The sequence below is a fragment of the Candidatus Formimonas warabiya genome, from assembly GCF_002777255.1.
Taxonomy (GTDB): Bacteria; Bacillota; Dehalobacteriia; order Dehalobacteriales; family Dehalobacteriaceae; genus Formimonas; species Formimonas warabiya.
The window spans coordinates 6,369,188-6,395,729 of sequence record NZ_CP017634.1; the positions used below are offsets into that span (position 1 = coordinate 6,369,188).

Sequence of the window (26,542 nt, forward strand, 5' to 3'; positions counted from 1 at the left end):
GAACCGGTTAGGATTCCAAGCCGGTTCATTTATTTCATAACTTATTATGTTTCATGAAGAGCCAGGGCCCGGGGGAACTACTGAACAATTATCTTTCCTTTCATAGATGGGTGAATACCGCATTGATATTCATAGGTACCAGGGGAGTCAAAGGTAAACTTAAAAGAATCATTGGTAGATAGACTGTCGCTATTAAATTTCTCAGCCTTGATGGTGTGGGGAGCGCTGTCTTTATTAATCCATTCAACGGATGTTCCGACCGGGACTTTAATAGTATCAGGGTTAAATACGAAATTTTCAATGGCGATGGAGTTACTGGCTGAGTTTTGCTGTTCACTAGTTGATTCCGGTGCCTGAGTGGTACCGCTGCATCCGGTTATTAATATCAATGTAACAAATAAAAAGGTTAATAACATGATGATTAATAAATTTTTTTTCATTGATCCAACCCCTTTTCATCATTTTTGTTATCTAATTTGAAAATTAAAGAACCAGATACCTAGCCCGAAAAAAGCATGAACAGCTGCAATGATAATAATGGCAATGGCATTAAGGCGGTGGTATACAAATGGGAGCTTTAGTATTCTTTTACCTGTCAAAACCTGAAAGACCAACAAAAATATCATGATTATTCCAAGCCAAAGATGTAAGGGTTTGCCTAGGATCAACGGAACATACATATTTAACCTCCTTGCGCTTTATATTTAGGCAATATTATATAACATGAATTTTTAATTTCAAGTGTCAAGTATTTTATTATGTATTTTATCATGGTTGACGGAGCGGGGGATCCGAATAATTTAGCCTAACAGCAAGAATAGAACTGCTCATGCTGCATTCTGGTTGACAGAGGCAGCATTTTTTCTGTTTTCGGACCATATACTTTAAGGATTTTCACCTTTTTATTTTTTCGGGAAAATATCTCTTGACAGGAACCCATCCCCCGCGTAAAGTTATTTTTGGAAACGGAGGAAACGATTATCGTTTCCTGAGGAGGATGTGGGATGAAAGAAAGAATTATTCAAGCCGCGATAGAGGAAATAGGAAAATATGGATTCCGCAAATTCACCATGGAAAGTATTGCGGAAAATTTAGGCATCAGTAAAAAAACCATCTACAAGCATTTTAAAAACAAGGATGCCTTAATTAGCAGCGCCGTTGATTTCCATATCGAACTGGAGAAGCAATCCACCCTGGAGGCGGTTTCCCTTCCCGGCAGCTGGATTGAGAAGATAAAACGGATTGTGAGCCACCGGGCCCATCGGACGAAATATTGGCTGATTCCTGAACTGCAGCGTTTTTATCCGGACGAATGGAAAAAGATCAAAGGACTGTCTGCTTTAAATAAAGAAAAAATTTTGGATTTGATCAAGGAGGGAATCGATGAAGGAGAAGTCCATCCGGAGATGATGAAACAATTTCCCATTATTGAGCTGTTATTAGATAACCGGCTGATGGAAGCAGTTGATTATGAATTTTCCCAAAATAATCACATCTCATTTATGCAAGCAGTAGAAGGGGTCATAGAAATTATTCTCTATGGCATTATTAAAAGAGAGGGGCTAAATTAGGATGAAAATAAACGGTAAACTGATCGGGACAGTGGTGGTAATTGTCCTTGCTTTAGTTTTACTCAAAGGGATAAATTATCTGAACAGCCATCAGAAAGAACCTGTTCAGGAAGCTACGGCACCTGTCCTCACCATCGATACGGCGGCTGTGGCAACGGTGGATAAAACAGAGAATTTATCTTTAACAGGGGATATTGAGGCAAAGACGGATGCCCTGATCAGCGCTAAAATCGGGGGCAAGGTGAGCAAAGTCCTGGTGGATAACGGAACCGGGGTTGATACCGGCCAGGCCCTTGTGGTGCTGGAAACGGATGAGTTAAATAATAATCTGGATAATTATCAGGCCCTCTTGGAGAAGGCTCAAGCAGGCCTTGCTTCGGCGCGCAGTAATTATGAACGGGTCAAGACCCTTTATGAAGATGGCGTCGTGGCAAAGCAGAACTTAGAAGATGTGACGACTGCTTTACAGGTTGCCCAAAATGATGTCGATTCTGCCGCCGCTGGGGTTGCCAGTGCGCAGGATGCCTTGAACAATGCCACTGTTTCCGCTCCTATAAACGGTCTTGTCCACGACCGGAGCGTTACATTAGGCCAGGTGGTGACCGCGGGACAGCAGTTGATGTCGGTTGGAGATATTTCTTCTGTCTTTGTGACGGTAAACATTGCCCAGGAAGATCTGGCGAAAATAAAAAAAGGACTCCAGGCAGATGTTTTTGTTGACGCCTATCCGGAGCAAAAATTTACAGGTGCCATCGATATTATTAACCCCTCTCTGGATCAGGCAGCCAGAGTGTTTCAAGCAAAGATCAAAGTTAAGAACGAGAAGCTCCTGCTCATGCCGGGTATGTTTGCGAAGGTGGAAATAAAGATCGGGCAGGCAAAGGAAGTCCCGGCGGTGCCGATGAATGCTGTGACAAGCAGTGAGGGATTATATTTTGTTTTTGTGGTGGAGGCTGATCATGTCAAGCGCCGGCAGATAGAAATTGGCCAAATGGTGGGCCAGTCCGTGGAAATCAAATCAGGTCTGGCGCTGGGAGAGCAAGTGGCGGTAACGAATGTGAATATGCTGAAAGACCAAGATAAAATTGCGGTTGCCCGATAACAGGAGGGAAAACCATGTATTTAACCAATTTAAGTTTAAAAAGATCCGTATTTGCCACCGTGACCATCCTAGCCCTGGTTGTATTGGGTTTTCTCAGCTATTTTGGGCTGAATATCAATGATTACCCGGAAGTGGAGTTCCCCTATGTGGCGGTGACCATTATCCAGCAGGGGGCTTCCCCGGAACAGATTGAAAGCAAGATTGCGCTCAAGGTGGAAGAGGCCATCGGGCAAATTTCGGGAATTAAACATATTTATTCCATTGTCAATGAAGGTGTCTCCATGACTTGGGCGGAGTTTACCCTGGAAACGCCCTCGGCGGTGGCGGCGCAGGATGTACGGGATAAGCTGAGCACCATCCGCGGCGACTTGCCTCAAGATATTGAGGAGCCGGTGATCGCCCGATTTGATCCCATGGCGGTGCCCATTATGTCTTTGGCTGTGACGGGAGATATTTCTCTCCGGGAAATCACCGCCATTGTGGAGGATCAGGTCAAAAGGCCCCTGGAAGCGGTGAAGGGCGTGGGTGCGGTAAATATGTACGGGGATGAAGAAAGGGAGATCCAAATCCAGCTGGATAAAGAGAAAATGGCTCTGTACGGGTTAACCACAGTGGAAATCCTGGACAGTCTCAGAAGCGAGAATCTGGATATTCCGGGAGGCAAGCTGAGTGACGAGGGCAGGGAAATCACCTTGCGTACGGCAGGAAACATGGTGAGGGTGGAGGATTTTGCCAATTTGCCCGTGGCCCGGAGATCCGGCGTGCAGCTCTATGTGAAAGATGTGGCGCGGGTAGTGGATGGGACCAAAGAAAAAAGCAGCTTGGCCCTGTACCAGGGAAAGCAGACCATCGGACTGGATATCATTAAGCAGTCGGGAACCAATACGGTAAAGGTTGCCGATACGGTGAGAAAGACGGTTGAGGAACTGCAAAAGGGGTTACCCCATGGGGTAAAGGTAAATATTGTGACAGATAATTCCTCCTTCATCAGAGAATCGGTGCAGGATGTTTTCCGTACCATTATTGAGGGCAGTATTCTGGCTGTCCTCACGGTCTTTGTATTTTTGCGCAATTGGCGCAGTACGGCTATTAGCGCCGTGTCCATCCCCACCTCCATCATTACCACATTTTTTATGATGCGGGCCTTGAATTTTTCCTTGAACTACCTGTCCCTGATGGCCCTCTCTTTATCTGTCGGCTTGTTGATCGATGATGCCATTGTGGTGATCGAAAATATTACCCGGCACATGAGTCAAGGAAAATCAGCCTTAACCGCCGCCAAGGAAGCGACTACAGAAATCGGGCTGGCCGTGACGGCCACCTCCCTGACGATTGTAGCGGTATTCTTGCCTGTGGCGGGGATGACGGGGATTATCGGACAGTTTTTTAAACAGTTCGGATTGACGGTTGTTTGTGCCGTACTGATGTCCTTGCTGGTTTCTTTCACATTGGTACCCCTGATGTCTTCCCGGGTGCTCAAACAGGAAGAGCCCCGCATCAGAGGGCCTGTGGGCGTATTTTTAGGATGGTTTAACAAGGGCCTAAACTTTATAACCGGCTGCTATGCCCAATTACTGAAAGGCGTCCTCCGGCACCGCTGGCTGACTTTAGGCCTTGCCACAGTTTTGTTTGTTGGTAGCCTGATGATGGTGGGTTTTCTGGGTTCCAGCTTTATCCCCAGTGCAGATATAGGGCAATTGAATGTATCCGCCCAGCTCGATTCCGGATTGAGCCTGGAAGCGGCAGAAAACATCACGGTAGAAATGGAAAAGGCGGTACGCAGCCTTCCGGAGGTTGTCAGTACCTATTCCAAAGTGAAAGCAGATAATGTCAATATGTTTGTAGAATTGGTTGACAAGAAAGAGCGGCAACGTTCCGTGGGGGATATTGCCCGGGATTTACGGGAAAAGTTTAAATCTTTTGCCGGAATCCAGGTGGCGATCAATACGAATTCGGGCATAGACAGTGCCAAAACGGTAGAATGGTATCTTTTAGGGCAGGATGATACCTTGCTCCAAGGCTATGCGGAAAAAGCGCTCCAGGTTGCCGCCAGTATTCCGGGAGCAGTGGATGTAGCCAGCAGTTATAAACCGGGAAAGGCGGAAAGTAAGATTGAGATCAAGCATGACCTGGCCGCAGATTTGGGCATCAGCACCGGCCAGGTAGCCGATACCCTTTATACCCTGTTTAGCGGTACGGTGGTGGGACAATTCGAGGAAGGCGAGGACCGCTTTGATGTACGGGTCCGGCTCCAGGATGCCAACCGGAAAAATATCGATGACCTCAGCAATATTTATCTGCCCAGCCGCTATGCCGGAGCCAACGGAGAGAATCCCATGATTCCCCTGGACCAGGTGACAGAAAAGGTTTTCAACACTTCTTCCAGTGAAATATTACGGTATGACCGGACAAAAGAAATTTTAATCTCGGCCAACCTGGATGGCATCTCTCTCGGGGAATTCAACAAGCTTTTCAATGAAAAATTTGCTCAAGAAGTTCACATGCCTGCAGGCTACCGAATTTTCGCCGGTGGTGAATCGGAACTCATGGGGGATACTTTTAGCTCCATGGGAATGGCCATCTTTACCGCCGTGCTCTTTATCTTTTTCATCCTGGCAGCCCAATTTGAAAGCTATATTGATCCTTTCGCCATTATGCTGTCTTTGCCTTTAGCGATTATCGGGGCGGTCTTAGGATTGTGGGTGATGGGCAGCGATCTTAGTTTGATGTCTATGATCGGGATTATCATGTTAATGGGACTGGTCACCAAAAATGCCATCCTGCTGGTTGACTTTGCGAAGCAGCAGCGGGCAAAGGGAGTAGAGCGGAGCGAGGCCTTGCTGAAGGCAGCCGTGACCAGGCTGCGGCCGATTATGATGACTACTGTGGCGATGATTTTCGGGATGATGCCGCTGGCCCTGGCTTTAGGAAAGGGAGCGGAAAGCCGGGCGCCCATGGCCCATGCCATTATTGGCGGTTTAATTACGTCCACCCTTTTGACATTGGTGGTGGTGCCGGTGATTTATACCATCCTGGACGATCTGAAAAACTGGGGCAGGAAGCACCTGCGCAAAAAATCCCCTGCCCGTCAAAATGCAGTTAAAGAACTCTAAAAAAGCGCGACTTAGTCGCGCTTTTTTTTAATAACAAAAATGAAAAACAAACTTTTGTCCTTTAGGGTCATGTAATTGCCTTTTTCAAAAGGCATGATTATATGAAGTAACAATACATAATAATGTCTCCTAATAAACCTCTATTTTTCTAATGAGCTGTTAACCTCGCGAACATTTTTATTTGATAAACAGAGTAAAACGCAAAGCAAGGTCAACACACCACTAAGCACAACCCAGTTGTTCACGCCAATTTTTTCAGCAAATGCACCCGATAGGCTTAGTCCAACAGGACACGCTAACGCCATCATGGAAGATGTAACGCCTAATACCCTGCCAAGAAATTCCGGTTTAATCTTTTCCTGAATAAGTGACATAAACAGTGAAGAAAAGAGAGGGGCGGCAAGCCCTGTGATAACAGCCAGCACTACAAAAAAGACAAATCCATTGGCGGGAAGTAACCCTATTCCCATTAAGGAAACTCCAATGACTGTTAAAGCAGGCATCATTGTATGCATTTTATTTTTTGTGCCTCCCCACAATCCAAGCAAAAAACCACCTAAAAGCGTACCGATTGAAAACCCAGTTTCAACAATTCCCGCATGAGTGGTAGTTCCTCCAAACCAAGTCATACAAAGTAAAGGATACAGACTGTTGGCCGGAACATAAGCCAATGAAAACAGACTTCCAACAAACATCAGGATGAAAAGTCCCTTATTACTGCTTAAAAGTTTCAAGCCATCTAATGCATCCCCCAAAATATGAAATTCTCTCTTTTCATTGTTTTGAGGCAGTTTCGGGATAACAGAAACAGCCAATGTGCAGATACCCATAGCTGCACCGAGTATATCCAACAAAATAATAAAATGAAGCGGCATAATCGGGAAAATAGCGGCAGCGATGGCGGGGCTAAGTATCAAAGAAAACGAGTGGAACGAATAGGTGTACCCGTTGCATTTGGCAAGGCTTTCTTGTGGAACAATTAACGGTGTTACCGCCTGTAAACATGGCTGATGAAAAGCCGAACCAATGGCACGAATAAAGAGTGCAAGGAGCATCACTGGGATTGAAAGTTTGCCCGTCATTCCCGCCACTGCCATAGCCAACGCGACGGTAGCGATTGATAAATCGGAGAAAATCATTATTTTTTTGCGGTCGTATCTGTCTACGATACTCCCAATAAATGGGCTGAATAAGGCCATCGGCAGAAATCCGACAAGCGCAGCGATAGATAAAGTTGTTGCAGATTTTGTGATAGCAGTTAGGTTCCAGATAATCGCATATTGAACGATGGAACTTGTAATCAAAGAAATTACCTGGCCCGCCCAAATTGTATAAAATGTTTTTTGCCATTTAGCAATAGAATGTTTCATGTTTTATGTTTCCTCCTTGTGATCGTATGTCATATCCCAAAGAGCAACAAAAAAACAGACCAAATCCACAAAGCGGATTTTAGTCTGCATACTTACGATAAAGCACAAGGAAAGAAAATGCAAGCTGCAATACAACAGCGCCTTTTCAGAGCTAAACTTATGCTTCTAATTCGTAAAAGTAAGCACAACAAAAAAGTCCATCAATGCGGATGGATTGCAGCTTTTTTATTGCACTTTACTAATCACAAATCAGACCCATAAATTAAGCGTCCTCCTTAGTGCTGACTATATTCAGCTTATCACATCATTTTTGGCCTGTCAATGAAGGGCGATATATTGATAGCTATTGTTTATTAAATCCCCGGCCTTCCATAAAGCACCTGCCCACTGAACAGCTTGCGGTAGACCACCTGCCCTTTTGAGGATGAAGCGTCCACAATGTAACCGTCCCCGGCGTAGATGGCGGCATGATTAAACCATTTATGAGAGAATGTTTGGATATATTCAAATTGACCTGACCAAATGGCATAGTATGTTAATGTCGACAGTTAATTCTCTTGATGCAGAGTTTATTCTTTTTCAGAGCAGCGGTGACAGCAGCCGGCAGATGGCATCTTTGGTCTTTGCACGCAGGGGTCGTTGATTATAATATTCCAGCGTGATCTCTCTAGAGTCATACATATCATTGATAAAAAGTTCGTCCAGTTCCTGGGCAGTATCGCCATTGTAGATAAAGGCGTTGACCTCAAAGTTGACGCGAAAGCTGCGAATGTCCAGGTTAGCGGTACCGACAGAACTGACAAAACCATCGGCGGTGATCATTTTGCTGTGAATGAAACCCTTCTGATAGGCAAAAAACCGCACCCCGGCCTCCAGCAGCTCGCCGATATAGGACATGGCGGCCCAGTGCACAAAAAGGTGGTCCTGTTTCTCGGGAATGATCACCCGAATATCCACCCCGGACAGTGCCGCTATTTTTAAAGCGCAGAGGATTTCTGCATCCGGGATAAAATAGGGTGTTTCGATAAACACATGATCCCGGGCCCCATGGATAATCTTCAGATAACCGTTTCTGATGGGACGCCATTTGGAATCCGGACCGCTGGAGACGATTTGGATCGCGGTATTGCCCCGGCAGGACTGCTGGGGAAAATAAACATCGTCGAAAGGCATTTCTTCGCCTGAAGCAAAACGCCAGTCCAGCATAAAGCGAGATTCCAGGTCGTTTACGGCACTGCCCCCGATTTTGAGATGGATATCCCGCCAAAAGCCAAATCTTTTGGAGAGCCCCAAGTACTCTGTACCGATATTAAACCCGCCCACGAAGCCGGTTTCGCCATCAAAAACGCAAATTTTTCTGTGATTGCGATAATTAACCCGTAAATTGATATAGGGAAGAAAAGGTGGATAAAATACGGCAATTTTACCCCCCGCCTGGGTGAGAGGGTCAAAAAAGTGACGGGGCAGTCTAATTCCCCCCATCCCATCGATGAGAAATTTCACTTCAACCCCTTCCCGGGCTTTTTCCGCTAATAGTTCAACAGTTTGTCTGCCCAAAGAGTCGTTGCGGATAATGTAATATTCGATATGAATGAATTTTTTTGCATTTTTAATGCATTTCAGCAGTTCGGCAAATTTTTCTTCTCCTTGCGCAAAAATCTTCACATCGTTATCTTCACTTAGGGGGGCATCACTGCTGGCGAGCTGCAGTGTGATCATATCGGTATACTGCTGAATCCGGGGATCTTTAAATTTATATTGATTTCCGTATAACAGGGTGCGCTGGTAGCGGATGGTCCGAATCAGTTTATCCTCTTCTTTGCCCTTGAGGATAAAGAGTTTTCTTTTACGCAGGTCCTGACCTAGAAAAAGATACAGAAGAAAACCGAAAATGGGGAAGAAGGAAATGACCATGAGCCAAACCAAGATCGTCATGGGGTTGCGCCGTTCAAACAGTACCAATACCACAGCAAGGATAAGATTTGTCACCATCATTAACGTAATAATTAAAGTAAGTGATTCCCAGGAGAAAAAACTTTGTGTCATTGATGTTCCCTCTTTAAATAAATAATATAATGAACCCCGAGACAACCAATTTTATTATAGCATATAAAATTGTAAGGATAAGTAGTATTTTCCATGTGAGGAATGTCATTCCTTTAAAAAAATAAACGATCCCGGGCAGGAGGATATGATCCATTCTTTGCCGAAACTAATTTTGTTATTCATAGAGAATGCCGGCACAGGAGGACGAACGAAGGAGGTTTGATCACGTATGGGTATCCATGGCGGTGAAAAAGGTATCGACCCCCGCTGGCTGGTACTTTTGGCAGCGATATTATGGGGCACTACCGGGACGGCCCAGGCTTTTGCACCGGCGGGTGCCCACCCGCTCACCGTAGGTGCGGTCCGGCTCGCTGTGGGCGGGGCTGCTCTTATGGCCATAGCTTTGCTTAAGGGATCCTTAAGGGGTGCGAAATCCTGGCCGGTGATCGCCACCGGCTTAGCCGCAGGCTGCATGGCTGCCTATCAGCTGTTCTTTTTTGCTGCAGTACTTAAAACCGGTGTGGCAGTAGGAACGGTTGTGACAATTGGCAGTTCTCCTGTGATCGCGGGACTATTGGCTTTCCTTTTTCGGGGGGAGCGGCCAGGACTCCGGTGGGCCATGGCGACTGTGATGGCGGTTGTGGGGTGCGTTCTTTTGAGTGCTTCCGGAAGCAGCCTCAATGTCAATTCTTTAGGAATTTTGTTGGCCTTAGGGGCAGGCACTTCCTATGCAGCCTATGCTACAGTAAGTAAGCGACTGCTGGATCAGTACCCGCCGGAGGCTGTGGTGGCCGTGGTTTTCTGTCTGGGTGCCTTATTGTTGTCCCCCTTTCTATTTTATGCAGATCTGCACTGGTTGGTCCAGGTAAAAGGGTTTTTCGTCGCTTTACACCTGGGGCTAATTGCCACTGCTTTGGCCTATGTGTTTTTTGCCCGGGGGTTGGCTAAAATTCCTGTTGCCACCGCCGTAACCTTGTCTTTAGCGGAACCTTTGACAGCTGCTTTCCTGGGCATCGTAGTTTTAGGGGAAAGGCCCTCCCTGCCGGTTTTTGGCGGCATGTTACTGGTCTTGGCCGGACTGGTGATCATTTCTTATACTCCCGCATCATCATCTCCTGCCGATTCCCAAGAGCCGGCAATTTAAAAAATAAGGATCTGGATAGAGAGAAGTAGCGCACGAAATTTGCTGCCTGTAATGGGCAGCTTTTTTTATGGTACCCGGTAGCCGGTTCCTGAAACAGGGAGAAAAGCTTACCGGTTTGTCACAAAAACAAGGTAATTCATTAAATGCGTCGATAAGAGTCTGCAAAATATTACCTAATTTTACCATTTTCTTCAAAGGAAAAAATGGCATTTTGGAGAAATCTTTACGCAAATCGGGCAGTTTATCTGTATTCTTTCCACCAGTGTTGCAGCCTGCGATGGGGAAGGGAGGACGCTATGGATCGGCAACTGATCAGTGATGTGGATCGTTTTTTATTCCAGCAAGGGAGACATTTCCATATATACAGGTTTTTAGGGGCACACCCCATGATGGTGGATGGGGTTTCCGGGGTCCGGTTTGCCCTTTGGGCGCCCCATGCGCAACAGGTCTGGGTGGTGGGAGATTTTAATCATTGGCAGGAAGATGATCGATGGGCCATGAGGCAAGGGGGAGATTCCGGGCTTTGGCAGGTGTTTATTCCGGAAATTCACCCCGGGTGTTTATATAAATATAAGCTTCGGGGGGCAGACGGCCAGGAGAGATATAAAGCGGATCCTTGCGGCGTGTGGGCGGAATTCAGGCCCCATACGGCTTCTATTGTTTGTGAACTAACAGATTATCCATGGGAAGATATGGGATGGCAAATGCATAAAAGGCCTCCTTATCAGCGCCCTTTGAATATCTATGAAGTTCATTTGGGGTCATGGAGAAAGCGGGCAGGAGAATTCTTCACCTTCCGGGAACTGGCGGCGGAACTGGTTGATTATGTAGGGGAAATGGGATATACCCATGTGGAGTTGCTGCCGCTCACGGAGCATCCCTATGATGGCTCCTGGGGCTATCAGGGAACCGGTTTTTTTTCCGTGACCAGCCGGTATGGCACCCCCCACGACTTTATGTTCTTTGTGGACCGCTGCCATCAAAAGGGGATTGGCGTGATTCTGGACTGGGTGCCGGGGCATTTCTGCACGGACGAGCATGGTTTAAGGTGCTTTGACGGCACCTTTCTCTATGAGTATCAAGAGGAATGGCGCAGGGAAAACCGGGAATGGGGCACCGCTTATTTCGACCTGGGCAAGCCGGAGGTGCAGAGCTTTTTAATTTCCAGCGCTCTTTTTTGGCTGGAGGTTTTTCATATTGACGGCATCCGGGTTGATGCTGTAGCCAGTATGCTGTACCGGGATTACGGCAGGAAAGAGGGGGAATGGGTTCCCAACATCCATGGAGGGAAGGAAAACCTGGAGGCCGTATCTTTTCTGCAAAATTTAAGCAAAACGGTTTTTTCCTATTTCCCTGAGGCATTGCTTATCGCGGAAGAATCAACGGCCTGGCCCCTGGTCACCAAGCCTGTGCATGCAGGCGGTTTGGGTTTTAACTTTAAATGGAATATGGGATGGATGAATGACATGCTGCGTTATGTGGGCACGGAATTTTCCCAGCGCAAGCATTATCATCATCTGGTGACCTTTTCTTTTTTCTATGCCTTTGCCGAGAATTTTGTCCTTCCCCTCTCCCATGACGAGGTGGTTCATGGAAAGAAATCTTTGCTTAATAAGATGCCGGGAAGCTACACGGAAAAATTTGCCGGCTTAAGGGTCTTACTGGGTTATTTAATGGCCCATCCCGGAAAAAAATTATTATTTATGGGGGGCGAGTATGGCCAGTTCATGGAATGGCGCCATGACCAAGAATTAGACTGGGGTTTACTGGAATTTGATATGCATAAAAAGCTGCACCGGTATGTAAAATTTCTTAACCATTACTATGCGCAGGAACCAAATTTCTGGCTTTTAGACAACCGTGAGCAGGGATTTGCCTGGATTGATCCGGATAACAGGGGGCAGAGTGTGCTTGTCTTTTTAAGGCAAGCCGAGAAGGAGGAAGATTTTACGCTGATCGTATGTAATTTTCTTCCTGTGTCCTATGCCGAGTATCAGATTGGGGTTCCTGCTCCGGGAGCGTATTTTGAGGCCTTAAACAGCGATGAGGAGCACTTTGGAGGGACAGGACAGGTTAATACAGGGGTCTTGCAGGCGAAGAGAGAGCCGTGGCACAATCAGCCTTTCAGCCTGAAAATTAAGGTTCCTGGATTGGCTATCCTGTATTTCAAACCGGCCTCAAACCAATTGCCCTTTAGCGGCTGGGCACACACCGGTGGTATATCCCAATCATGCATAAAGAATGTTCGGAGGTGATGAAGCATGAAAAAAGAATGGATCGCTTTGGTGATGGCGGGCGGGCAAGGGACCAGGCTGGGCTTTCTCACCAAAAGATTGGCCAAACCTGCTGTCCCCTTTGGGGGGAAATACCGGATCATCGACTTTACTTTGAGTAATTGCAGCCATTCAGGCATTGATACGGTAGGGGTGCTGACCCAATATGAGCCTTTGGTGCTGAATTCCTATATCGGCAGCGGGTGGAATTGGGACCTGCACCGGACCAACGGAGGGGTTACCGTGTTGCCTCCTTATGTGAAGCAGCAGGGTGGCCAATGGTATCAGGGGACAGCCAATGCCGTTTATCAGAACATAGAATTTGTAGATCTGTATAACCCGGAATATTTGCTGGTTTTGTCCGGGGACCATGTTTATAAAATGGATTATTCGCTGATGCTGGAGTTTCACAAGGAAAAGAAGGCCGCCGCTACCGTGGCCGTAATCCAGGTGCCCTGGGAGGAGGCCGGCGGTTTCGGTATTATGAAATGCCAGGAAGGAGGCCGGATTGTAGAATTTGAGGAAAAGCCCGCTCAGCCGAAAAGTGACCTGGCTTCCATGGGTGTCTATATTTTTAATTGGTCTTTTGTTAAACAACATCTCCAGCGGGATAATGAAGATGCCCAGTCCGCCCACGATTTCGGCAAAAACGTGATCCCGGCCCTGGTAAAGGCGGGAGAGGAAATTTTTGCCTACCGGTTTCATGGCTACTGGAAAGATGTGGGGACCATCGAAAGTTATTGGCAGGCCAGTATGGATTTATTGGTTCCCCAGCCGGCCTTGAACTTAAATGATCCGGAATGGCGCATTTATTCCGAAAATCCCAATCAACCGGCCCAATTCATTGGCCCCACGGCCAAAGTAACCAGTTCTCTGGTCAACGAGGGATGTGTGATTTTGGGCGAGGTAGACCATTCCGTTTTATTCCCGGCTGTGACGGTAGGCCCTGGTTCCGTGGTAAAAGATTCCATCCTCATGCCCAATGTAAAAATTGGCGCCAACGTGCGGATTGAACGGGCCATTGTGGATGAAGACACCGTCATCGCCGATGAAAGCCGGATTTTTTGCCATGAACCGGAATGCTATATGTGCTGTTCGGCTACGGATTGTGTCGCCATTCCGCTGGAAGAGAAGAATAAAGGCGACTGGTCAGGGGCCAGGAGCGAGGAGTCGGCCTAAAAGAACCGTTGATTGTCCGGGAGTATTCTGTTTACTGTTTACTGCTTACTGAATTCTGAATATCTGAACAGCACCGATCCTCCAAGTCAGAGAAGGGAGTGAGGAGATATGTTTAATGTACTGGGAATCATTAATGTGATCGAAAAGGAACAGGCTTTAATGGAACTTACGGAAAACAGAACGCTGGCCGCAGTGCCTATCGGCGGCCGTTACCGGATCATTGATTTTACCTTATCCAATATGGTCAATGCGGGGATTAAAAGTATCGGCATTTTTACCCATTTTAAAATGGGTTCTCTGGTCAGCCATTTAAAAAACAGCCGGGAATGGAATTTAGACACGAAACGCCGGGGCTTATTCTTCCTGCCCCCGGATTTTTCCAAATATCTGTTCAGTCCCAATAAATGGGATGTCAGCCACTTTACTACCCGCTTAGGGTACATGGAAACCAGCACCCGGCAGTATGTAATCATTTCCGGGTGCAACATGGTGTGCAATATTGATTACCAAAAGGTGCTTGATTTTCACCAAAAAAATGGGGCGGATATTACGGTGATTTTTAAAGAAGTACCTCCGGGAGAAAAAGAATATTTATCTCCCTATTTATCTCTGGACTTATCGACAGAGGGTCAGGTTACCGGGGTGAGAACGACCTCCGGCCGGTCCAACAGGGACAAAATCTGTATGGAAATGTTTCTGCTTTCCCGAACTTTGCTCCTGCAGTTAATTGACGAATGTGTGAAACAGAACAAATGGGACCTGGTGCGGGACGGTTTTATGGGAAACCTGAGGGAACTGAAAATTTACGGCTACCCTTTCACCGGATACCTGGCCAAAATTAATTCCCTGCGCAATTACTATAAGCATAGTATGGATTTACTGAAACCGCCTATTTGGCAGGAACTGTTTTTTGCCGCGGGGCCGGTTTTTACTAAGGTGAAAGACAGTGCTCCCGCCAAATATACGGTTGACGCCGCGGTAACCAATGCTTTAGTGGCCAACGACTGTGTGATCGGAGGAAGGGTAGAAAACAGCGTGATCTCCCGGGGCGTCAAAATAGGCAAAGGGGCCCGGGTTTCCCGGAGCATTCTGCTGGAGAAATGCGTCATCGAAGAGAATGCCCTGGTGGAAAATGCCATTCTGGATAAGGAAGTCCGGGTGACGAAAGGAAAAATCATCGGTGCCACGGCCGATGGCCCCACCGTGGTGAGAAAGAAAAGTGTCTTATAGTACGGCAAAGTAGGTGAGGAAATTTGAAAGTGCTGTTAATCGCGTCTGAGGCGGAACCTTTTATCAAAACCGGGGGATTAGGGGATGTCTTGGGGGCTTTTCCCCAAGAATTGGGCCGCCGGGGCATTGAGGCCCGGGTAATTTTACCCAAATACGGCGGGATCCCGGATCATTTTAAGAGGAGGATGATTTCCCGGGCCACCCTGACGGTGCGCTTAGGCTGGCGAAATCAGCTGTGTACCATTGAACAACTTGACCACCAGGGGATCGTTTTCTATTTTGTCTCCCAGGACGAGTATTTTAACCGTCAGGGCTTATACGGTTTTGCCGATGATGGGGAACGTTTTTCCTTTTTCAGCCGGGCGGTACTGGAAGCCCTTCCCCATTTGGATTTTGCCCCGGATGTACTGCACTGTCATGACTGGCAGTCTGCCCTGGTTCCGGTTTTTTTGAAGGCTTATCAAGGGTATGTCCGGGTGCCCACTGTTTTTACCATTCACAATCTAAAATATCAGGGGGTATTTCCCGCCCGCATTCTGGGGGACTATTTGGAATTGGGCGCGGAATATTTTACCATGGACGGACTGGAGTTTTTTGGCCAGGTAAATTTTCTCAAAGGCGGTTTAGTGTATGCGGATCTGGTTTCTACGGTCAGTAAAACCTATGCCCAGGAAATCCGGACCCGGGAATTTGGGGAACAATTGGACGGCATCCTGAGAAAAATAGGGGATAAATTATGGGGCATCAGGAACGGCCTTGATTACACGGTTTACAATCCGGAAACAGACCCAAATATTTTTCTCCCCTATAATCATAAAACCTGGGAAAAAAAGCAGAATAATAAGACGGCATTACAAAAATCCTTGGGCTTATCCGAACAAAGGGATATCCCTTTGCTGGGCCTGATCTGCCGTCTTGTCCCGCAAAAAGGCCTGGACCTGATGGAAGAGGTTTTCGACCCCATCATGGACCTGGGTGTTCAGCTGGTGGTGCTGGGCACGGGAGAGGAAAAATATCATCAGCTGTTCAGGTCGGCAGCTTTGCGCTATCCGGGCCGGGTGTCCGTGCACCTTGGTTTTGACGATGCTTTAGCTCACCGCATTTATGCCGGTTCGGATATTTTTTTGATGCCCTCTATTTTTGAACCTTGCGGTCTGGGACAGATGATTGCCCTCAGGTACGGAAGCGTGCCGGTGGTAAGGGCTACAGGAGGACTGAAGGATACGGTTCAGCCCTTCAACCGGGTGAGCAAAGAAGGGAACGGCTTTGTGTTTGCCGGGTATCAGGCCCAGGATCTGCTTCATACCATAGAAGAAGCAGTAAGATATTATCATGATCAAGAAATATGGGGTTCTCTTGTAAAAAATGCCATGAGCACCGACTGCAGCTGGCAGTCGTCCATGGGGGAGTATCATGATCTTTATCAAAAGCTGGTCCTAAAATAATCCTAATGAAGCGGAGAGAAACAAAATGGAATGCTCCTGGGTCTTTCATAATTCTTATGATGCCTATTTTCGCGCTCCTTTTGGCGCGGTACCCTGCCGGACAAAAATTACCCTGAGATTGGAAATTGAGGACCCCTTATTTTCCGGCTCTGCAGCAGTGCGGGTGAGAAGGCAGGGTGCCGGGACCGAGCACATAAACATGGATCTTTACCAGGACCGGGAAGAAAGAAAGGTTTTTCAGGCAGAGATCGCTGCGCCGGAGGATCCGGGATGGCTGTGGTATTATTTTGTCATTGAGAAAGAGGGCATGGTTTTTTATTACGGCAATAACGGGGAAAAGTTGGGCGGCCAGGGGGAATTATGGATGGGAAGCTATCCCCCTGAGTACCAGATTACGGTCTACCGGGAAGGCCCGCCGCCCCCTCAGTGGTTCCGGGAAGGGATAATTTATCAAATCTTTGCCGACCGTTTCTTTGCCGGTTCAGGAGGGCAAGCCCTGCACATGAAAAAAGGATGCTTTATCCATGACCGGTGGGAGGATACCCCCGTCTATTTTCAACATCCTTATACCGGGGCCTATATTTTTGATTTTTTCGGCGGGAATCTGGAGGGAGTGAAGGAAAAACTCCCTTATTTAAAAGAAATGGGCGTTAGCATCATCTATTTTAATCCCATTTTTCAATCCCCCAGCAATCATAAGTACGACACGGGAGATTATCATCAGATTGACCCCATGCTGGGGACCAATGAGATTTTTCAGGATCTGTGCCAAAGGGCCCGGGAGATGGGGATTCAGATCATTCTGGACGGTGTCTTCAGCCATACCGGCAGCGACAGCATCTATTTCAACAAAGAGGGAAATTATCCGGACTTAGGGGCCTACCAGTCTCAGGAATCCCCTTATTATCCCTGGTACCGGTTTGAGGAGTTTCCCCGCAAGTACGACTGCTGGTGGGGGATCGAAACTTTGCCCAACGTCAATGAAATGGAACCAAGCTACCGGGAATTTATCATCGACGGTCCGGACAGCGTCTTAAGGTACTGGATCAAACAGGGGGCCAAGGGCTGGCGCCTGGATGTGGCGGATGAACTGCCGGACGAGTTTATTGCCGGCTTTCGCAAAGTGATGAAGGAAACGGACCCAGCTGCCGTCTTGATCGGAGAGGTATGGGAAGATGCGTCCAATAAGGTCAGTTACGGAAACTGGCGCCAATACCTGCTGGGGGATGAATTGGACTCCGTGATGAATTATCCTTTCCGGAACATTCTGATTCATTTTGTTTTAGGGCTCAAGGACGGGTGGAAAACCCACCAGGCTTTGATGAGCCTCTCGGAAAACTATCCCCGCTACCACTTTTATACCACCATGAATCTGCTGGGCAGCCATGACGTGGCCCGCATCTTAACGGTCTTGGGGGAGGCTCCTTTGGAGTCTTCCCTGCCCAAGCCTGAGCAGGCCATGTTTCGCCTCGCGCCGGAACAAAAAGAGCTGGCGGTGCGCCGGCTGAAATTGCTCTGCCTCTGGCAGATGACCTTTCCCGGGGTGCCGGCTGTTTATTACGGAGACGAAGCCGGCATGGAAGGTTATGATGACCCTTTAAACCGGGGCACCTATCCCTGGGGAAAAGAAAACATGGAATTGGTGGATTGGTATCAACGGGTGATTTGCTTGCGCAACCGCTACCAGGTCCTGAGAACGGGAGCTTGGTTCCCCGTTTATGCCCAGGGGGATGTGTACGGATACGTACGAAAGATTACGAACCATCGTGACCTGTTCCATGAGCAGGCGAAAAACGGTACCGCTTTGATCCTCCTGAACAGAAACCCCCGGGAAAAAGTATCTGTGCCTGTTCACGTGGGCCGATGGTGTCCCCAGGAAATGAAGGATCTCCTGGCCGAAAAAGAAGTAGGCTTTCATGGGGAATGGGAGGAAATTTGCCTAGGTCCCCTGGAAGGGAAACTCTATGTGAAAGAGGAAGATCATGAAACTGAACAGGGATAGCGGCATCCTCCTCCATGTCACATCACTGCCCTCGTTGTATGGCATGGGGGATTTGGGCGAGGAAGCATACCGTTTTGTAGATTTCCTGGCCAGGAGTCATCAAGGCTTATGGCAGGTACTGCCCTTAAATCCCCCTGATGTGGGGGAATCCCCGTATCAGTGCTTTTCTGCTTTTGCGGGAAACCCGCTGATGATTGGCCTTGACCTATTGATGAAGTCAGGGCTTTTAGAGGAAAGGGACTTGGTGCCCATTCCCCTGTTTACCCAAGAGCGGGTAAACTTTGATGCAGGAAGGGTTTATAAAGAAAAGCTTTTGCACAAGGCTTATCAGCGCTTTCAAAACAGGCAGGAACAGGACGACTACCTGTTTTTTTTAGAGAAAAATGCCTACTGGCTCCCTGACTTTGTGCTGTTTATGGCGCTGAAAAAACATTTTCACGGCAAGCCCTGGTACCGGTGGGAGGAAACTGCGGCCCGACGCGAGCGCAGGACTCTGGAATCCTATACCCAGATTTTGCATGAGGAGATGGGCTACCAGAAATTTTTGCAGTTTGTTTTTTTCCGCCAGTGGTCCGAGCTAAAAAAATATGCCGCGGACAAAGGAATCCGGATCATGGGTGACCTGCCTATCTTTGTCTCGGCGGACAGCAGTGACGTCTGGTCGCACCAGGAGCTGTTTCAGCTGGATGAAAAGGGCCTGCCTTTAAAAGTTGCCGGAGTGCCTCCGGACTATTTCAGCCGGACCGGCCAATGGTGGGGTAACCCCCATTATCGTTGGGACCAGATGAAAGGGGATCACTACCGCTGGTGGCGGGAACGGTTTACCACCCTGCTGGGGTTGGTCGACTTGGTGCGCATCGATCATTTCCGGGGCTTTGAAGCATCCTGGGAAATACCGGCCGGGGAGGGAACGGCAGTCAAGGGAACCTGGGTCAAAGGCCCGGGAGAAGAATTTTTTGCCGCCCTGGAAAAATATTTGGGGCCCCTTCCGGCCATTGCGGAAGATTTGGGCTATATTACTCCCGGGGTGATCGCATTAAAAGAGAAATTTGGGTATCCGGGCATGAGAGTGCTCCAATTTGCTTTTCAAAGCGGCACGACAGAAGCGTTTTCTCCCCGCGGCTATGATCAGTCCTGTGTGGTTTATACCGGAACCCACGATAACGATACAGCATGGGGCTGGTTTCAAAATATTTTAAAAAAAGAACCGAAAGCGGCAGCCTTATTAAAAAAATATCTGGGGCTTTCCCGGTATGCCCGGCCCAGTGAGGTATGCTGGACCCTGATGGAGTTCGCCTTTTCCACCAGGGCCGCCCTAGCTGTGGTACCGCTGCAGGATGTACTTTGCTTAGGCAGTGATGCCCGCATGAATTTTCCCGGCACCGCTCAAGGAAATTGGCAATGGCGCTTTCTGAAAAAGGACCTGACCGGGGAAATAGAAAAAAAGTTAAGGGAACTGACTTTCCTCTACAACAGGTAGAATGACTTAAAAGATATCGGTCCACTTCACCAAGGGCAGCTCAAAGGTATGAGCAAAATAGGGACAGTGGGGGCGGACGCGCAGGGCATATTTTGCCGCTCCCGGTGTCATCTCTATGGTGCGACGGAACCGGTAAGTGCCGTTACCGAAATCCTCGGTCACAGACATGGGCAAAAGGACCACGTTTTCCAGGCCGGTTTCTCCGGCCTTTTTCGTGTAAACCTCGACCACCACATCCTTTGGGGCAATGGGTCCTAAGTGAATATCGGCTTCCACCACGAGATCCGGCCCTGCCGGAAGATGGGGGGGCTGTTCCACCCGTACCGATTGAAAATCAATGCTGCACCAATTTTCCCTCAGGAGCTGTTTCAGCGTTTGGGTTTCTGCCGCTACTTGGAAATTCTGATCCGAAAACAATTTTGCCCTCTGCGAGCAGGGCAGGTAAAAGTCTTCATAATATTCTTTTACCATTCTGTCTGTGTTAAAAAACCGGGGGATGGTACCAAGGCTCTCTTTCATATGCCTGATCCATTTTGAGGGAATACCTGCGCTCTCCTGGTAGTAGCAAGGAATAATTACCTGTTCCAGAATGTCAAAGAGGGCATGGAGGTTTTCCTCATCCTGGATGTTGTCGTTGGCAAAATCCTGCTCCGAGCCGATGGCAAACCCGTTTTTCCCGTTATAGGCTTCCGGCCACCAGCCGTCCAGAATACTACAGTTGAGCACACCGTTCACCGCAGCCTTTTGTCCGCTGGTACCGCTGGCTTCCATGGGCCGACGGGGGGTGTTGAGCCAAAGGTCTACCCCGTGCAGCAAATGGCGGGCGGCATGCAGGTCGTAGTTTTCTACAAAGATCACCCTGCCCCGAAATCCCTCCTCTTTCTCCAAATCACATAGCTGCTTAATAATTTGCTGGCCCGGGTGGTCCGCAGGATGGGCCTTGCCGGCAAAAATCATCACCACCGGCCGCCCCGGGCTGTTGAGCAGTTTGGCTAACCGCTCTCGATCTTTCAGCAGCAAGTTAGCCCTTTTATAGGAGGCAAAACGGCGGGCAAATCCAATGGTTAATACCTGAGGCCCCAGTTTGTTCAAGCTTTCCCGGAGGGATTCCACAGGCTCAAAATTTCGTTTCATGCGCCGGTATAGATTGGAGCGGACAAAATGGATCATTTGGTCCTTTAGCTTTTGATGGGTTTCCCAGAGCACAGGGTCGGGAATTTGATGAATCTTTTGCCATAGGTGCGCATCGGTAAGGCGGCTTTGCCAGTCTGACCCTAAGTATTCTTCAAACAGGGCGGTCATTTCAGGGGCCGCCCAGGTTTCTAAATGCACCCCGTTGGTTACCGCATGAATAGGGATTTCTTCCCCCGGGATGTTTGGGTACAGGTCGCTGAAAAGCTCTTTACTCACCCGGGCATGCAGCCGGCTCACAGCATTGGTGTAAGAGGAGTTTGACAGGGCCAATTTCGTCATGTTGTATACGTGCCGCTGCTCATCCCAACCCAGGGAAAGAAAAGTATCCGGGTCCACTTTCATGTCGGATCGGATGTGGCATAAATACCGGGTGATCATTTCCTGGGCAAAAACATCATGCCCGGCCGGAACAGGCGTATGGGTGGTAAAAACGGTATTGGCCTTGACTGCTTCCGCCGCGGTGAAAAAGGTAAGACCTTTTAGAACCAGTTCCCGGATCCGTTCCAGGATCAGAAAAGCCGCGTGGCCTTCGTTAATGTGCCAGACGGTGGGGGACCATCCCAACTCCCGGAGCGCTCTTACGCCGCCGATGCCTAAAATGATTTCCTGGGACAGGCGGGTAGACTGATCTCCTCCATACAATTGAGAAGTGATCCGGCGATCTTGATCCTGATTCAAAGGAATATCCGTGTCCAGCAGGTAAAGCCGGGTCCGGCCCACTTCCTGTTGCCACACTTTTACGGAAACAGTCCTTTCCGCTACTTCGACCGGGACCAGGAGGTGGCTGCCGTCTTGCCGGGTGCAGGGGGTGACGGGAATCTCCCGAAAGTCGATCAAGGGGTAAATCGCTTCCTGCCAGCCTTCCCGGGTAATTCTCTGCCCAAAGTAGCCGTTTTTATAGAGAAGCCCTACACCTACCAAAGGAAGCCCTAAGTCGCTGGACGACTTGCAGTGGTCTCCGGCCAGCACCCCTAAACCTCCGCTGTATACGGGGGCAGATTCGTGAATACCTAATTCTGCGGAAAAGTAGGCGACCAAAAAGGAGGAATCCTGGGGAGCGTTCTCCTTGAACCAGGTATTTCCGTTCAGGTAGTGATCAAAGCTTTCCATTACTTTATGATAGCGGGCCAGGTAGGAAGGATCGGCAGCGGCTTTTTCCAGCCTTTCCGGATATAAGTAAAGCAAAAGCTTCACCGGATTATGGTTTACTTCTTGCCACAATTGTTTGTCCAGGATGCGGAAAAGCTCTTGAGCCTCCGGATGCCAGCTGAACCAGAGGTTGTAGGCCATTTCACCAAGCCGGGAAATGTTTTCGGGGAGATCCGACATCATGGATCCGGTGCGAAAATAGGTCATTATAAACCTCCTTAGGAGCAGAATCAGGGATTTTTACAGAAATATTATTCAGAACCTGGGCCCAATATGTGTGTTTCAGAAAAGGAATAAGGCTTGCCCGAATACCGCACAATAAGAAAGACCGGTTACTTGGATCATCAGGGAGGGCTTGCCTGTGGGCGCTGCGGTAAGTGTAAAAACTCTGGTTCCTTACTGGAAAAAGCACCAGGTGAATTATGTCTTGGATTACGGGGCCGGGAACCTGAGAAACGCCTGCTTTTTACAGGAGCAGGGGTTTCAGGTGGTGGTGGCGGAGACCCCGGAACACCTGAAAAAGATCCGGGACAAAATTTCCCGGTATCATTTTCCGGAAGTCGTATCCACGATGGTTTCCTGTTTCCACATGGATGTGGATTTGGTGCTGGCCAATTTTGTGCTCAATATCATTGAAAAGGAAAAAGAACGGCAGGAGTTTGTCTCCAATGTTTACCATAATTTAAAACCGGGCGGCTTTTTTCTTGCCGAAGTAAAAGAAAAAGGGAAGGGACGTCCAGGAAAAGGATTTTCGGAAGAGGAACTGGATACCCTCGTCATGGCCTGGGCTTTTCAAAAGACTATGGTTCTGCGCCGGAGAGGATTACTGGGCGTGTTATATTGTAAGATTTTCCATTGACAGATCCGCCATTCCCGTATATGCTAAAAGAAGAATGGTAGGAATTAAACCCCAAGTAAAACAGTAGGAGGGTTAGGACGGCAGCAGTAGGTGAAATGATCAACACACCTGTCGTGGTGTGCTTTTTTATTCTACCACTTGGCCCTAAAAGCATCAGGTGAAAAAATTACTTTTTCCCTTATTGCTAAGACACAAAATTTTATGATAAAATATCTTTAACTTCATAAATAAAAGGTCATGACGGAGACAAGTAAGTTAATGGGTACTTTTACAGGGAATAGATGCCAGAGGCTGAAAGCATCTTAAAGTGAAGTTAACCGAAATTCCCTCCGGAACTGCACAGTGAACCTCTAAAGATTTCTTTAGAGTTGTAGTTGTTGTCGGGTTTTTCCCGTTACAGAAAAGGGGTATCGGGTAGCAGTACTCTGTACTTATGTAAACCATAGGGTGGTTATTGGCTTTTTGTCCTTAAGGGCAAAAAGCTTTTTCATTTTAATGGTTTAACTGCCATCCCTGTACCTTATGAGTGGGTTTTAACCAATTTGGGTGGTACCGCGGTGCACTTTCCGTCCCTTCAACGGAGAGTGCTTTTTTTATTGTAAAAAAAATAAGGGGAGAATGAAAATGAAAAGAATTGTTTGGCTGATGAGCTTGATCATGGTATTGGCGTTTGCTGCTGTAGGGTGTGGGACAAAGACAGATGAGGCGGCAAGTACAGGGACCGGGGAAGAAAAAAGTTTAAAACTGGGGATCATCCAGATTGTGGAACATCCGGCTCTTGATGCATCCCGCCAGGGTTTCTTGGATGTACTAGGGGAAAACGGATATAAAGAGGGAGAAAATCTCACTGTGGATTATCAAAACGCTCAGGGAGACCAGTCTAATCTAAAAACCATTGCCACCAAGTTTGTCACAGACCAGGCAGATATGGTACTGGCTATCGCAACTCCATCTGCCATTGCCATGGCCAGTGAGACAACAGAGATTCCTATCTTAATCACGGCGGTGACGGATCCGGTAGCGGCAAAATTGGTGCAGAGCAATGAACATCCCGGCGGCAACGTTACCGGTACAAACGATATGACGCCCATCAAAGAGCAGTTTGATCTGCTTAAAAAGATTGTGCCGGATGCTAAAAAGGTCGGGGTTATCTACAATTCCAGTGAAGTAAATTCCCAGGTACAGGTTGAGATGGCGAAAGGGGTGGCCCAAGATTTAGGGATGGAAATAGTAGAGGCTACTGTGACCGGTAGTGCTGAAGTGATGCAGGTATCTCAATCATTAGTGGGAAAAGTCGATGCCATGTATGTACCGGGCGATAATGTGGTGGCATCTTCTATTGCCAGTGTTGTTTCCGTTGCAGAAAAGAATAAGCTGCCCCTGATTGTAAGTGAACGTGGCATGGTTGACGGTGGCGCATTAGGGACAATTGGCATTGATTATTACAAACTGGGACGCCAGACCGGTGAAATGGCGTTAAGAGTGATAAATGGGGAAAAACCTGCGGAAATGCCGATCGAAAGCCTGAAGGATATTGATATTGTCATTAACCAGGGCGCCGCGGACCGCATGGGCGTGACGGTTCCCCAGGAAATTCTGGATCAGGCCAAGGAAGTAATTAAATAAAACGGATGAGGATGACACCTTAAATGTATGTGACAATTTTTTTGGGGACAATTGAACAAGGGCTGCTCTGGTCAATCATGGTTTTGGGCCTGTACATGACCTTCCGGGTGCTGGACTATGCAGACCTGACGGTAGACGGCAGTTTCGCTCTGGGTGCTGCTGTGGCAGCAAGGCTGATCTTTGGCGGGCATGACCCATGGACGGCAACTTTGTTAGCCATTGTTGCGGGTGCGGTCGCCGGGATGATTACCGGAATCTTGCACACCCAGTTTCGCATTGCACCGCTGTTGTCCGGTATTCTCAGTATGATCGCCCTCTACTCCATTAACCTGCGCATTATGGGAAAAGCCAATATTTCCTTGCTGCGCCTGGATACGGTGATGAGCAAAATCACGGCGATCGGTGTACCGGAACAATGGGCCGTGCTGGTGATTGGCGTGCTCGTTGCCGTCTTGGCAGTGGTGATCTTATGGCTATTTTTGAATACCGAAATGGGCTTTGCCATGCGGGCCACCGGTGATAATGCCCAGATGATCAGAAGCCTCGGTGTGAACACGAACCGGATCAAAATCATCGGCCTCAGCCTTAGCAACGCCCTGGTAGCCCTATCGGGTGCCTTGGTAGCGCAATATCAGAGTTTTGCCGACGTGGGCATGGGGATTGGTACGATTGTGGTAGGGTTGGCTTCCGTGATCATTGGTGAAGTGCTGTTTGGCACCAAAAGCATCATGCGGACCTTGATTGCCGTTGTATTAGGGTCTTTAGTGTACCGGATTGTGGTAGCGGTGGTGCTCCAATTGGGCTTGAACCCTACCGATCTGCGCCTGTTTACGGCATTAATTGTTACTGTGGCCTTAGCATCTCCCATTCTGAAAGGGAAGGTGCAGAGCTGGGTTGCCTCCGGAAAGGGTGAGAAAAGTGCTTAAGGTAAAAAATATTTGTAAAACCTTTAATCCAGGAAGTATCAATGAAAAATGTGCCTTAAACAGAGTAGACCTGTTCCTGGAACCCGGGGATTTTGTCACAATTATCGGCGGGAACGGGGCCGGGAAATCTACCCTGCTCAATATTATTGCCGGTGTTTTTCCGGTGGACCGGGGTACCATTGTACTGGACGGTATCGCTGTGAACAACAGCCGGGAGCATGAAAGGGCCAAATTCATTGGGCGGGTGTTTCAGGATCCCATGATGGGTACGGCAGCTTCTATGACGATAGAAGAAAACCTTGCCATGGCATTGCGCCGCGGCAAGAGCAGAGGTTTGCGCTGGGGCATCACCCGGCAAGAGCAGGATTTTTTCCGGGAGCATTTGGCTCAGTTGGAACTGGGCCTGGAGAACCGTCTCAAAGCCAAGGTAGGCTTACTGTCGGGCGGCCAACGCCAAGCGCTGACCTTACTCATGGCCACCATCGTCAGCCCCAAATTGCTTTTGCTGGATGAACACTCAGCCGCTTTGGACCCCAAAACCGCCTCTAAAGTGCTGGAGCTGACGCAAAAAATTGTCAATGGCCATTCCCTGACCACGCTGATGGTCACCCATAATATGCGGGATGCCCTTAAATACGGAAACCGGACCATTATGATGCACGAGGGACAGATCATCCTGGATCTGGCGGGCCGGGAAAAGCAAAATACCTGTGTGGAAGACTTGCTGAAGATGTTTGAACGGGCCAGCGGGGATACCATAGACAACGACCGGATGCTGCTGGCGTAAGGAAAGGATATGCTCAGATGATGTTAACCCTCAAAGAGGCACAGCA

The 26,542-nt window shown here is 48.3% G+C and carries 19 protein-coding genes; 14 read left to right on the forward strand and 5 right to left on the reverse strand.

The annotated features are described in order from the left end of the window. Positions 1–77: 77 nt before the first annotated feature. Together DCMF_RS28685 and DCMF_RS28690 are read right to left on the reverse strand one after the other, a co-directional pair. Positions 78–440, reverse strand: coding sequence for a cupredoxin domain-containing protein (locus DCMF_RS28685; protein WP_148137613.1), 363 nt, complete (start codon positions 438–440; stop codon positions 78–80). 27 nt (positions 441–467) lie between these two features. Beyond that, a complete protein-coding gene (locus tag DCMF_RS28690) occupies positions 468–680 on the reverse strand; it encodes a hypothetical protein (protein WP_148137614.1) in 213 nt (70 codons plus the stop codon). Between the two features lie 324 nt (positions 681–1,004). Between DCMF_RS28690 and DCMF_RS28695 the strand changes: the two genes are divergently transcribed. From DCMF_RS28695 to DCMF_RS28705, 3 genes are read left to right on the forward strand one after another with little or no spacing between them, the layout of a single operon-like run. Continuing rightward, positions 1,005–1,571: a TetR/AcrR family transcriptional regulator gene (locus DCMF_RS28695; RefSeq protein WP_148137615.1), complete on the forward strand. Its 567-nt coding sequence runs from the start codon at positions 1,005–1,007 to the stop codon at positions 1,569–1,571. 1 nt (position 1,572) lies between these two features. After that, on the forward strand, positions 1,573–2,673 hold the full coding sequence (locus tag DCMF_RS28700) for an efflux RND transporter periplasmic adaptor subunit (RefSeq protein ID WP_148137616.1): 1,101 nt from the start codon (positions 1,573–1,575) through the stop codon (positions 2,671–2,673). A 14-nt stretch (positions 2,674–2,687) separates the two neighbouring features. After that, positions 2,688–5,786: an efflux RND transporter permease subunit gene (locus tag DCMF_RS28705; protein ID WP_148137617.1), complete on the forward strand. Its 3,099-nt coding sequence runs from the start codon at positions 2,688–2,690 to the stop codon at positions 5,784–5,786. Between the two features lie 140 nt (positions 5,787–5,926). Here the strand turns inward: DCMF_RS28705 and DCMF_RS28710 are convergent, their stop codons facing one another. After that, positions 5,927–7,156: an MFS transporter gene (locus DCMF_RS28710; protein WP_148137618.1), complete on the reverse strand. Its 1,230-nt coding sequence runs from the start codon at positions 7,154–7,156 to the stop codon at positions 5,927–5,929. A gap of 579 nt (positions 7,157–7,735) precedes the next feature. Beyond that, positions 7,736–9,202 (reverse strand): cardiolipin synthase, encoded by a 1,467-nt coding sequence (gene cls, locus DCMF_RS28715; RefSeq protein WP_148137619.1) that lies wholly within the window; start codon positions 9,200–9,202, stop codon positions 7,736–7,738. Positions 9,203–9,431: 229 nt separating this feature from the next. Here cls and DCMF_RS28720 point away from each other — a divergent pair, with 229 nt between their 5' ends. The 7 genes from DCMF_RS28720 to malQ all read left to right on the forward strand — a co-directional run bounded on the left by DCMF_RS28720 (position 9,432) and on the right by malQ (position 19,955). Beyond that, positions 9,432–10,346, forward strand: a complete 915-nt coding sequence (locus tag DCMF_RS28720; RefSeq protein WP_148137620.1) for a DMT family transporter — start codon at positions 9,432–9,434, stop codon at positions 10,344–10,346. Positions 10,347–10,642: 296 nt separating this feature from the next. Continuing rightward, on the forward strand, positions 10,643–12,601 hold the full coding sequence (glgB, locus tag DCMF_RS28730) for a 1,4-alpha-glucan branching protein GlgB (protein ID WP_148137622.1): 1,959 nt from the start codon (positions 10,643–10,645) through the stop codon (positions 12,599–12,601). A gap of 6 nt (positions 12,602–12,607) precedes the next feature. After that, a complete protein-coding gene (locus tag DCMF_RS28735) occupies positions 12,608–13,798 on the forward strand; it encodes a glucose-1-phosphate adenylyltransferase (RefSeq protein ID WP_148137623.1) in 1,191 nt (396 codons plus the stop codon). 108 nt (positions 13,799–13,906) lie between these two features. Further along, a complete protein-coding gene (glgD, locus tag DCMF_RS28740) occupies positions 13,907–15,028 on the forward strand; it encodes a glucose-1-phosphate adenylyltransferase subunit GlgD (RefSeq protein WP_148137624.1) in 1,122 nt (373 codons plus the stop codon). Between the two features lie 23 nt (positions 15,029–15,051). Continuing rightward, complete coding sequence (gene glgA / locus DCMF_RS28745; protein ID WP_148137625.1) at positions 15,052–16,473, forward strand: glycogen synthase GlgA; 1,422 nt, start codon at positions 15,052–15,054, stop codon at positions 16,471–16,473. A 25-nt stretch (positions 16,474–16,498) separates the two neighbouring features. After that, the gene (locus DCMF_RS28750; protein ID WP_148137626.1) at positions 16,499–18,475 is read left to right on the forward strand and encodes a glycoside hydrolase family 13 protein; all 1,977 of its coding nucleotides are present in this window, start codon (positions 16,499–16,501) and stop codon (positions 18,473–18,475) included. Continuing rightward, the gene (malQ, locus tag DCMF_RS28755; protein ID WP_148137627.1) at positions 18,456–19,955 is read left to right on the forward strand and encodes a 4-alpha-glucanotransferase; all 1,500 of its coding nucleotides are present in this window, start codon (positions 18,456–18,458) and stop codon (positions 19,953–19,955) included. Before DCMF_RS28750 ends, malQ begins: the two co-directional genes overlap by 20 nt. Positions 19,956–19,961: 6 nt before the next feature. Here malQ and glgP read toward each other — a convergent pair whose 3' ends face one another. Continuing rightward, positions 19,962–22,505 (reverse strand): alpha-glucan family phosphorylase, encoded by a 2,544-nt coding sequence (glgP, locus tag DCMF_RS28760; RefSeq protein WP_148137628.1) that lies wholly within the window; start codon positions 22,503–22,505, stop codon positions 19,962–19,964. 154 nt (positions 22,506–22,659) lie between these two features. Between glgP and DCMF_RS28765 the strand changes: the two genes are divergently transcribed. The 4 genes from DCMF_RS28765 (at position 22,660) to DCMF_RS28780 (ending at position 26,496) form a co-directional block, all read left to right on the forward strand. Further along, positions 22,660–23,157 (forward strand): class I SAM-dependent methyltransferase, encoded by a 498-nt coding sequence (locus tag DCMF_RS28765; RefSeq protein WP_214658978.1) that lies wholly within the window; start codon positions 22,660–22,662, stop codon positions 23,155–23,157. Between the two features lie 624 nt (positions 23,158–23,781). Then, complete coding sequence (locus DCMF_RS28770) at positions 23,782–24,783, forward strand: ABC transporter substrate-binding protein (protein WP_148137630.1); 1,002 nt, start codon at positions 23,782–23,784, stop codon at positions 24,781–24,783. A gap of 23 nt (positions 24,784–24,806) precedes the next feature. After that, positions 24,807–25,709: an ABC transporter permease gene (locus tag DCMF_RS28775; RefSeq protein WP_148137631.1), complete on the forward strand. Its 903-nt coding sequence runs from the start codon at positions 24,807–24,809 to the stop codon at positions 25,707–25,709. Next, complete coding sequence (locus DCMF_RS28780) at positions 25,702–26,496, forward strand: ABC transporter ATP-binding protein (RefSeq protein ID WP_148137632.1); 795 nt, start codon at positions 25,702–25,704, stop codon at positions 26,494–26,496. The genes DCMF_RS28775 and DCMF_RS28780 overlap by 8 nt, the downstream gene beginning before the upstream one ends. The last annotated feature ends 46 nt before the right edge of the window (positions 26,497–26,542 follow it).